A 9,698-nucleotide genomic window follows, 5' to 3' on the forward strand; every position below is an offset into this window, starting at 1 on the left:
TCGAGCGGAGAACTCGGGGGTTAGAGCCCGAGGTACGCCGCGTTGGGCAGGAGTCCGAGCAGGTAGAGGACGCCGACGAGCAGCATCATGACCGTGATCGCCATCGCGGGCGGGTCGACGTGCGTTCCCGAGTGCGAGTAGAAGACCCGCTGGGTGAGTTCGCCGACGAGCGCCGTGACGACGCCGAAGAGGCCGGCGACGACCAGAACGGCGGGTTCGCTGCCCACGACCGGGAGCGCGATCATCGCGCCCGCCGACCCGAGCAGCGTCATGTGGTGGGTGACGGGGATCTTCTCGACGCCGAGGTTCAAGAAGAGCAGGCTCGCCGCGGAGATCCCGTAGGCCATGAACATGCTCCCGGTCAAAAGCCAGGTCCACCCGCCGAGGATGCCGCCGACGAGGCCGATCGTCGCGACGCCCGACCACGTGTACTGGTGGGGGAGCCACGGTTCGACCGCCAGTCGGTCGCTCCCCGCGCGCGTGTCCCCCCGCTCGAACGGCGACATGTCGAGGTAGCCGCTCCCGGCGGGCGATCCGAGGACCGGGTAGTCGAATGCGACGCGCGCGAGGACCGCCGTGAGGAAGACCGACAGCGCGATCGTGTCGACCGGGAGGCCGATTCCCGCGCCGACCTGGTTGAGCAACATCCCGAGGACGCCGAACAGGGCGCCCACGAGGAGGATGTCGGGTTTGGTCCCGAACGCGTAGAGGATGTCCTTGCCGAAGTGGTAGTCCCAGCCCGCCGGTTCCATCTCGGGGTAGCGCTTGCCGGCGTAGGCGGTCGCCGCGACCCCGCCCGCGAAGGCGACGTGCGGGCCGACGACCGGCCCGAAGCCGATAGTACCAGTTATGTCGAGTGCCAGTTGGCCGGCCCCGGCCTCGCCGAGTTCCGTCTGGAGCGCGCCCACGCCCTCACCGAGGAGGACGACGAAGCCCGTGAAGACGAACGACGGCAGCGCACCGAGGGCAGCGCCGAACGCGCCGCCCGCGAACGCGGCGATGACCAGCGCGAAGAAGCGCTCGTACTCGAGGCCGAGGATCGGCACCTGGAGGACGATCTCTTGCATCCGTCACTCCTCCTGTGCCCAGTCGAGCGAGCGCTCGACGGCCTCCTGCCAGCGTCGGTGCTTGCGATCCGCCGTCTCGGCGTCCATCTCCGGGGCGAACTCCCGGTCGACCTGCCAGTTGTCCCGGAGTTCGTCCGCGCTCTCCCAGTAGCCCACGGCGAGGCCGGCGGCGTACGCCGAGCCCAGCGCCGTCGTCTCGTCGACAACGGGCCGGACGATCTCCGAGCCGATGCTGTCGGCCTGGAGCTGACAGAGGAAGTTGTTCTTCACCGCGCCGCCGTCCACACGGAGGGATCCCATCTCGATCCCCGAGTCGGCCTCCATCGCCTCCGCGACGTCGCGGGTCTGGTAGGCGATCGATTCGAGGGTCGCACGCACGATGTGTTCCTTCCTCGTCCCGCGGGTCATCCCGACGATGGTCCCGCGAGCGCGCCCGTCCCAGTGGGGCGCGCCGAGTCCGGTGAAGGCGGGCACGAGGTAGACGCCGTCGGTCGAGTCGACGCTCCGGGCGAGCGACTCGGTCTCGGCGGGGTCCTCGATCAGTTCGACGTCGACGAGCCACTCGATGGCCGCGCCGGTGACGAAGATCGACCCCTCCAACGCGTACTGGATCGGCTCGCCCGAGCGCTGGAAGCCGATCGTGGTGAGCAGGCCGTGTTCGCTCTCGACGGCCTCCTCGCCGGTGTTCATCAGGAAGAAGGAGCCGGTCCCGTAGGTGTTCTTCGCGTCGCCGGGGTCGAAACACGTCTGGCCGAACAGCGCGGCCTGCTGGTCGCCCAGCGCGCCCGCGACGGGCACCGCCGCGCCGAGGAAGCCGTCGGGATCGGTCGTCCCGTAGTAGTCCTCGTCGCTCGATGGTCGTACCTCCGGGAGCATCTCCCGGGCGATGCCGAACTCCGCCAGCAACTCGTCGTCCCAGTCGGCCTCGTGGATGTCGTAGAGCATCGTCCGCGAAGCGTTCGTGACGTCCGTGATGTGGTTGCCGGTCAGCTTCCCGATGAGCCAGGTGTCGATCGTTCCGAATCGGATCTCGCCGTCCTCGGCGCGCTCGCGCAGGTCCGCGGGGCGCGCTCGCTGGGTCTTGATCGGGTCGGCGTTGTCGAGGATCCACTCGGCTTTCGTCGCCGAGAAGTAGGCGTCGACCTCCAGCCCGGTCTTTTCCCGAATGGTTCCGGCCATCCCCGCCTCCTGGAGTTCCTCTACCCGATCCGTGGTCCGGCGGTCCTGCCAGACCAGCGCGTTGTGGATCGGCTGGCCCGTATCGGCGTCCCACAACAGCGTCGTCTCGCGCTGGTTGGTGACGCCGATCGCCTCCAACTGGTTCGCGTCGAGCCCCGCGTTCGAGAGCGCGTCGGTCATCACCGACTGGGTGTTGCGCCAGATCTCGTTGGGGTCGTGTTCGACCCAGCCCGGTTCGGGGTAGATCTGCTCGTGCGTCTCGTAGGCGTTCGCGATCACCTGCCCGCCGTGATCGAACACCATGAACCGCGTTCCTGTCGTCCCCTGGTCGATCGCACCGACGAAGTGTTCGGTTGTCATGGTTGGTGTCGTTCCCGGAGTACCCGGTCGGACGGCACCGTATTCTTTATCAGACAGTGCCGTACTACCGATAACCAATACTGACGTTCGTGATAAACCTTCCTACCGGCCGTAGGCGGCGTCGAACACCCGCCGGAAGACGAGCGTCGGGAATCGGGGTTCGACGCGGCTCGGAGGCCGCCCGAGTCCGTCGGTCCGTTCGGCCCGCGTCCGGCGGAGGACGCCTGACTCGGCCAGTTCGTAGAGGAAGCGTTTGACCGTCGTCGCCGAGAGGTCGAGCGACTCGTCCGCCGCGATCGTCTCGGCGCTCGTTCCGATCGAGTGATCCGTGACGTCGAGGTCGAGCAGCCGTCTGAGCACCCGCTGTCTGTTCTCGGGGAGCGCGAGCACCTGCCCGATCGCGGCGCTCGGTCGGGGGACCGCCTCCATCCCGGCGGTGACGGTCTCGGGGTCGATCGTCCGCTTTTCGGCCTCGCTCGCCAGCACCGCCGCACCGAACAGCGCGGCCAGCGCGTCGTGGGCGTCCCCGCCCGACCAGGTGGCGATCCGGCGGAGTTCCTCGTGTGAGATCGCCCCGTGGGCCAGTCCCTGCGAGGCCCGACTCGTCAGGACGTCCACGAGGACGTACTCCTGATAGGCCGGCAGGTGGACCGTCGATTCGGCCTGCACCTCCCGATCCTCGGGCGGCGTCCGACCGATCGCGAGCCACGCGATCGACTCGGGAATCCGCCCGAGAAACGACTCGACGGTCCCGACGGGGAACGTCTCGGGTTCGCCGAGGTGGTCGATCGCCACGACCGCCGTTCGGCCCGACTCCGCGAACCGCTCCTCTAACAGCTCGACGAAGCGGTCGCCGCCGACCCCCTGTTTCGGGACGCGCTCGTCGAGCAGCGCGTCGAGGATTGCGTGCTGGAGGCCGAACTCGGTTCGCGTCCCCCGGGCGTCGACGTACGCGAACCCCGTCGCGTCGGTGTCGTCGACGCGCGTGGTCGTGTGGATGCTCGATCGGACGTCACGGCTCACCCGACCGAGTTCCGAGAACAGCGCCGTGACGAGCGCCGACTTCCCCGATCCTTTCGGCCCCCAGACGTAGGCGTTCGACGGGAGATCGCCGTCGAACGCCGGTTCGAGGTGGTCGAGCAGCCGCTCCAACGTGGAGCCTCGCCCGTCGGGGTCCCGGACGTGGGCGGCCGGACTGAGTGCGTCGTAACTCCTGATCAGGTGCGGGCCGTCGTCGGATCGTCGTCGCCTCGCGACGCGTTCTTCGATGTTCATCGTATCACGAATCGGGGGCCGAACCGATCGACGGCCCGCCGGCGCATTCCCGATGGGAAGGGCTCGACCGCGGGTCGCGAACGCGACGAACGCGACCCCGGCCTCGGTCGCCCCCCGAGCGAGCGTGCTCGTGACGCCGTTCGGTCCGGCGGGTGATCGGTTCCGTTCGGCCACTATGAACCTAACAATCAGTCGTGTGAGAAATAGTTTACTCATGATCAGCGATGAGGGGTAAAGTAAAGTGGACGGGAACCAACGAGGAGACGATGACAGACAGGGTCGACGCCCTCGTCGTCGGCGGTGGGTCGACGGGCTGTGGGATCGCCCGCGACCTGGCGATGCGCGGGCTCTCGGTGACGCTCGTCGAACAGGGCAACCTCACGCACGGTACGACGGGGCGGATGCACGGCCTGCTCCACAGCGGCGGGCGGTACGCCGTCTCCGATAAGGCGAGCGCGCGCGAGTGCATCGAGGAGAACCGGGTGTTACGCGAGATCGCGGGCCACTGCGTCGAGATGACCGGCGGGCTGTTCGTCCAACTCGAGGACGACCCCGACGAGTACTTCGAGCGGAAACTGGAGGGGTGTCGGGAGTGCGACATCCCGGCGGAGGTCCTGACCGCCGAGGAGGCCCGCGAACGCGAACCGTACCTCACCCGCGACGTGAAACGCGCGATCGCGGTGCCCGACGGCGCGGTCGACCCCTTCCGGCTCTGCGTGGCGAACGCCGCCGACGCGGTCGAACACGGCGCGCGGATCGAGACCCACGCGCCGGTGACGGACGTCCTCGTGGAGGGCGGCGAGGTCGTCGGTGTCGAGGTCGAACACGAGTCGGGGCCCGGAAAGCGCGTTCACAAAGAGCCGGGGACGACCGAGGAGATCCGCGCCGAGCACGTGATCAACGCGACGGGCGCGTGGGCCGGGCGGGTGGGCGAGATGGCGGGCGTCGACGTCGAGGTCCGTCCCTCGAAGGGCGTGATGGTGATCATGAACGTCCGGCAGGTCGATACGGTAGTGAACCGCTGTCGGAAGAAGGGCGACGCCGACATCGTCGTCCCCCACGAGACGACGGCCATTCTGGGGACGACGGACGTCGAGGTCGAGGACCCCGAGGACTACCCCGAGGAGCGCTGGGAGGTCGATCTGATGATCGAGACGCTCTCGGAACTCGTGCCGATCCTCGCCGAGGCCCGGACCATCCGCTCCTTCTGGGGCGTCCGACCGCTGTACGAACCGCCGGGGACCGGTACCACGGACCCCACCGACATCACCCGGGACTTCTTCCTGCTGGATCACGAGGATCGTGACTCGCTCCCGGGGATGACCAGCATCGTCGGCGGGAAGTTCACCACCTACCGGATGATGGCCGAGAAGATAAGCGACCACGTGTGTGGGAAACTCGACGTTTCGGCCGAGTGTCGCACCGCCGAGGAGCCCCTGCCGGGCAGCGAGGATTTCTCGATCCTGCGCGACTACATGGACGAGTTCGGGCTTCGCTCCCCGATCGGCCGCCGGAGCGTCCAGCGTCTCGGCTCGCGGGCCGACGAGGTGCTCAAAACGATGGACCCGAACCCGGTCGTGTGTGACTGCGAGGCGGTCACGCGCGCTGAGATCCGGGACGCCATCGAGGGCGCGGGAAGCGACCTCAACGCCGTCCGCATTCGAACGCGCGCCTCGATGGGCAACTGCCAGGGCGGCTTCTGCTGTCACCGGATGGCGAGCGAACTACACCCGGAGTACGACGCCGAGACCGTCAGCGCGGCGTGGGACGAGTTGGTCCAGGAACGCTGGAAGGGCGAGCGCCACGCGCTGTGGGGAGAGGGGCTCTCGCAAGCGGCGCTCAACTACCAGCTCCACGGGACGACCATGAGCCTGGACCGCGCGCCCGAGGTGGCGGAGTTCGCGGCGTTCGATTCGGGGGCGGAGACGGCGACGGGCGGGGGCAAGAGCGATGGCGATTGAGGACGACGTGCTCGTGATCGGGGGTGGACTCGCCGGCGCGAGCGCCGCCCTCGGTGCCGCCCGCGGCGGGGCGAGCGTCCGGCTCGTCACGCACAAGGAGAACACGCTGAGAAACGCCAGCGGGCTGATCGACGTGCTGGGCTACCACGGGAGCGACGAGCCCATCGCCGAGCCGTTCGAGGCGATCCCCGACCTCCCGGACGAGCACCCCTATCGGAAGGTCGGTGTCGATGCGGTGCGGGAGGCGCTGGCGCTGTTCGACGAGGTAGTCGGGGAGCTCTACGAGGGCGGACACACGGAGCGAAACGCCCTGTCGCCGACCTACGGCGGGCGGATCAAACCCACGAGCAGGTACCCCACGAGCGCCGCGGCGGGGCTGGCGAGCAAGGAAGGAGACACCCTCCTCGTGGGCTTCGAGACGGTGACGGCCTTCGACGCGCCGCTCGCGGCCGAGCGCCTCGATCCCTCCGTGCCCTTCGAGGTGCGGGGCGTCACGATCGCGTTCCCCGGCGATCTCCGGAGTGATGCCCGTATCACCCGGCTGGCCCGGGCGCTCGACGCGGACGAACTCACAGAGCGCGGGAGGCGAGTCGGCACCCGCGAGGCGCTCGCAGAGCGGGTGGCAGAGCACCTCGGTGATGCCGAGCGCGTGGGGTTTCCCGCGGTCCTCGGCGACGAGGAGCACCACGAGGTGCGCGCGAGCCTCGGGGGCGAACTCGGCGTGCCGGTCTTCGAGGTGCCGATGGGGCCGCCGAGCCTCCCGGGGATGCGCCTCGAGGACGGGCTGTACGAGGCGCTCGACGAGGAAGGTGTGCGCGTCGAGTCAGGCAACCCGGTCGTGGGCTATACGGAGGAAGGCGGGCGGATCACCGCCGTCTCGGTCGACCGGGGCCGACGCGAGATTCCCTACCACGCAGACCAGTTCGTTTTAGCGACCGGCGGCCTCGTCGGAAAGGGGATCGACTCCTCGCGGGAGGGCGTATTCGAACCCGTGTTCGGCTGTCACGTCCCCCAGCCCGCAGAGCGCTACGAGTGGTTTCACGACGAGGCCTTCGACGACCAGCCCTACGCGCGGTTCGGCGTGGCGGTCGACGGCGGCCTCCGGCCGCTCGACCCCGAAGGAAGACCGGAGTTCTCGAACCTCCGGGCGGCGGGCGCGGTACTGGGCGGCTACGACATGGCCCGCGAGAAGTCGGGAAGCGGCGTCTCGCTTTCGACGGGGCTGGTCGCGGGCAGACGGGCAAGCGAGGACATACAATGAGTGACGCAGACCATACCGACGAGTTCGAGCCAGTACAGGTGTTTCCGACCACCGAGATGGACCTCCGACCGGGGGCCGACGACTGCTACAAGTGCTCGACCTGCGACAGCGAGTGTCCGGTCGCGGCCGTCGACGACGACTTTCCGGGCCCGAAGTTCCAGGGGCCCGAACAGTGGCGACTGAAACGCAAGGACGACGCCGAGATCGACGACTCGGTCATGTCCTGCTCGAACTGCATGCGCTGTGACTCGGCGTGTCCCTCGGGGGTCCCCCTGAGCCAGATGCACAACACTGCGCGGGGGAGCTACGTCGAGAACGGGATGGACAAGCTCTCCCGGGAGTACATCCGGAACAGGATCCTCTCGAACTACGGCACGCTCGCGTGGTTCGGCTCGAAGGTCCCCCGGCTGACGAACTTCCTGATGAGTAGTTCAGTAGTCCAGACGGTCAACGAGCGGGTCATGGGGATCACGTCCGAGCGCGAGTTCCCCGAGTTCGCCCAGCAGACGTTCCGGGAGTGGTGGGAGGAGCGAGGTGGCAACGCCACCTCGAAAAAGCGAGCCAGCGAAGCCCGCGAGCAGACGGGGCGAGGGGGAGCCGAGGTCGAAAGCGACGAGAAGCGCGTCGCGTACTTCCACGGCTGCTACTCGAACTACAACACGCCCGAGGTCGGCAAGGCGATGGTGCGGGTCTTCGAGTCGTTCGGCTACGAGGTCATGGTACCGCCCCAGAAGTGCTCGGGCACGCCCATGTTCGCGAACGGAATGTTGCCCGACGCCCGGCGTGCGGCCGAGACCAACGTCGCCGAACTCTCGGCGGCCATCGAGGACGGTGCGGACATCATCGCTTCGTGTACCTCCTGTTCGCTCTCGCTTCGCCAGGAGTATCCCGAGCTGTTCGACCTCGACGGGATCGAGGACGTCTCGGCACACACCTACGAGGCGCTCGAGTACCTCCGCATCCACGAGGACCTCTCTGGCGCGCTCGAAGAAAGCGAGATCGATTCTCGAAAGTTCGCCTACCACGCGCCGTGTCACGCGCGAAACCAGGGGCTCGCCGGGCAGGCCATCGAACTGCTCGACGGCATCGAGGGTGCCGAGGCGGAGGACGTGGGCGACTCGTGTTCGGGCATCTCGGGAACCTACGGCTGGAAGGAAGAGAAGTACGACACCTCGATGAAGATCGGCGCGGAGATGTTCCACCACATGGAGGACGCCGAACCCGACGCGGGCATGACCGAGTGTCCCACGTGTGCGATGCAGATGGAACACGGGACGGGCTACGAGATCCGCCACCCGCTCGAAGTGATGGAGGAGGCGCTGGTCGACTAGTCGCGCTCGTCCCACCAGTCCAGCCACGCGAACAGCGGGCCCGAGAGCCCGTCGGCGCTGACGCGGACGGTCCCGTCGAACCGAACCGTCGCCCGCGGGCCGTCGCCGAACTCGGTGGGAACGTCGATCGCGAGGTCCTCCGCGGTGAACTCGATCGTCTCGTTTCTCGAGAGGTTCCGGTCGATGACCGAATCCGCGGTGTCGAGCCACGTGGTCGACTTCTCCTTCCGTTCTTTCGTGTCGGCGTCGCTCATACCCGGTGTACGGAACCGAAGCCTCCTGTAGTTTCCTCCGGCGCTCGGAGGGCTCAGACCGCGGCGTCCTCGGTGTAGTCCAGCGAGTGGGTGTAGCGGTCGAACCCGAGGACGACCGCGGCACCGAGGACGACCGCGGCCGCGATCGCGGCGATCAGTCCGGCCGTCCAGACCTCGGTCGCGGCGGCGGCCTCCTCGACGGGCAGGCGCAACGCCCCGATCATCAACCCGACGAGGAATCCCAGCGTCGCCATCCGGTTGCGTTCCAGCGCGCGCTCGACGACGCGCGCCATCGTCAACAGGCCGACGAACGCGCCGCTCATGAACACGACGACTGGGACGCCGGGCGTCACCACCGCGTCGAGCGAACCGCCACTCGGGAGCGCGACGAGCGCGTCGGTGAACCGGGTGAGCGCGTCGAGCATGAACTGGTACTGGCCGAGGATGTAGAGGAAGGCCGCCCCCGAGATCCCCGGGAGGACCATCGCCGAGATGGCGATCGCCCCGGCGAGGAAGACGAGCAGGAGGCTGGCCTGCCCGCTGGATTCGGCCGCGCCGCTGACGAGAAAGGCCAGCACCGCCCCGGCCAGGAGCGCGCCGATCCGAGCGGGCGTGTCCACGTCCGTCACCCGGTAGATCACGACGGCCGAGGCGGCGATCAGCCCGAAGAAGAAGCCGTTCAACACTGCTGGATAGGCCTCGAAGGCCGCGTGGATCACGCGAGACATCAGGACGAACGCGGTCCCGACCCCCAGACCGAGCACGAGCAGGAAGGGCACGTCCATCTCGACGAGGTCGGCGCGGAACTCGGCCCGGCCCGCAGCGCTCGTCAGCCCGGGAATCGAGGCGAGGATTCGCGGGTCGAGCGCGGCGATGGCGGCGATCAGCCGGTCGTAGATCCCCGCGATGAGCGCGATCGTCCCGCCCGATACGCCGGGGACGATGTCGGCCGAACCCATGCAGACGCCTTTCAGGTAGATCGAGAGCCACTCGCGCATTGTCGTTCGTTC

Annotated in this window: 8 protein-coding genes; 3 read left to right on the top strand and 5 right to left on the bottom strand. The window is 68.2% G+C overall.

The genetic code is table 11. The features are described 5' to 3' along the window. Positions 1-20: 20 nt before the first annotated feature. The 3 genes from QRT08_RS01055 to QRT08_RS01065 form a co-directional block, all read right to left on the bottom strand. Positions 21-1,067 (bottom strand): DUF7973 family transport facilitator, encoded by a 1,047-nt coding sequence (locus QRT08_RS01055; RefSeq protein ID WP_286043719.1) that lies wholly within the window; start codon positions 1,065-1,067, stop codon positions 21-23. A 3-nt stretch (positions 1,068-1,070) separates the two neighbouring features. Continuing rightward, positions 1,071-2,606 carry a glycerol kinase GlpK gene (gene glpK, locus QRT08_RS01060; protein ID WP_286043720.1) on the bottom strand — a complete coding sequence of 512 codons (1,536 nt, stop codon included), beginning with the start codon at positions 2,604-2,606 and terminating at the stop codon, positions 1,071-1,073. 102 nt (positions 2,607-2,708) lie between these two features. Then, the gene (locus QRT08_RS01065; protein WP_286043721.1) at positions 2,709-4,055 is read right to left on the bottom strand and encodes an AAA family ATPase; all 1,347 of its coding nucleotides are present in this window, start codon (positions 4,053-4,055) and stop codon (positions 2,709-2,711) included. A gap of 92 nt (positions 4,056-4,147) precedes the next feature. On the opposite strand from QRT08_RS01065, the gene glpA reads away from it, so the two are divergent. Genes glpA through QRT08_RS01080 form a run of 3 tightly spaced genes read left to right on the top strand, consistent with a single transcriptional unit; the run spans position 4,148 to position 8,434 of the window. Further along, on the top strand, positions 4,148-5,842 hold the full coding sequence (glpA, locus tag QRT08_RS01070) for an anaerobic glycerol-3-phosphate dehydrogenase subunit GlpA (protein ID WP_286043722.1): 1,695 nt from the start codon (positions 4,148-4,150) through the stop codon (positions 5,840-5,842). Further along, the gene (gene glpB / locus QRT08_RS01075) at positions 5,832-7,103 is read left to right on the top strand and encodes a glycerol-3-phosphate dehydrogenase subunit GlpB (protein WP_286043723.1); all 1,272 of its coding nucleotides are present in this window, start codon (positions 5,832-5,834) and stop codon (positions 7,101-7,103) included. Before glpA ends, glpB begins: the two co-directional genes overlap by 11 nt. Continuing rightward, entirely contained in the window at positions 7,100-8,434 is a 1,335-nt protein-coding gene (locus tag QRT08_RS01080) for an anaerobic glycerol-3-phosphate dehydrogenase subunit C (protein WP_286043724.1), read from the top strand. The genes glpB and QRT08_RS01080 overlap by 4 nt, the downstream gene beginning before the upstream one ends. Here QRT08_RS01080 and QRT08_RS01085 read toward each other — a convergent pair. Then, positions 8,431-8,688 carry a hypothetical protein gene (locus tag QRT08_RS01085; RefSeq protein ID WP_286043725.1) on the bottom strand — a complete coding sequence of 86 codons (258 nt, stop codon included), beginning with the start codon at positions 8,686-8,688 and terminating at the stop codon, positions 8,431-8,433. The two genes, QRT08_RS01080 and QRT08_RS01085, sit on opposite strands and share 4 nt — an antisense overlap. Positions 8,689-8,741: 53 nt before the next feature. Next, the gene (locus QRT08_RS01090) at positions 8,742-9,686 is read right to left on the bottom strand and encodes a DUF368 domain-containing protein (protein ID WP_286043726.1); all 945 of its coding nucleotides are present in this window, start codon (positions 9,684-9,686) and stop codon (positions 8,742-8,744) included. Positions 9,687-9,698 lie beyond the last annotated feature (12 nt).

This window comes from Halalkalicoccus sp. NIPERK01, from assembly GCF_030287405.1.
GTDB lineage: Archaea > Halobacteriota > Halobacteria > Halobacteriales > Halalkalicoccaceae > Halalkalicoccus.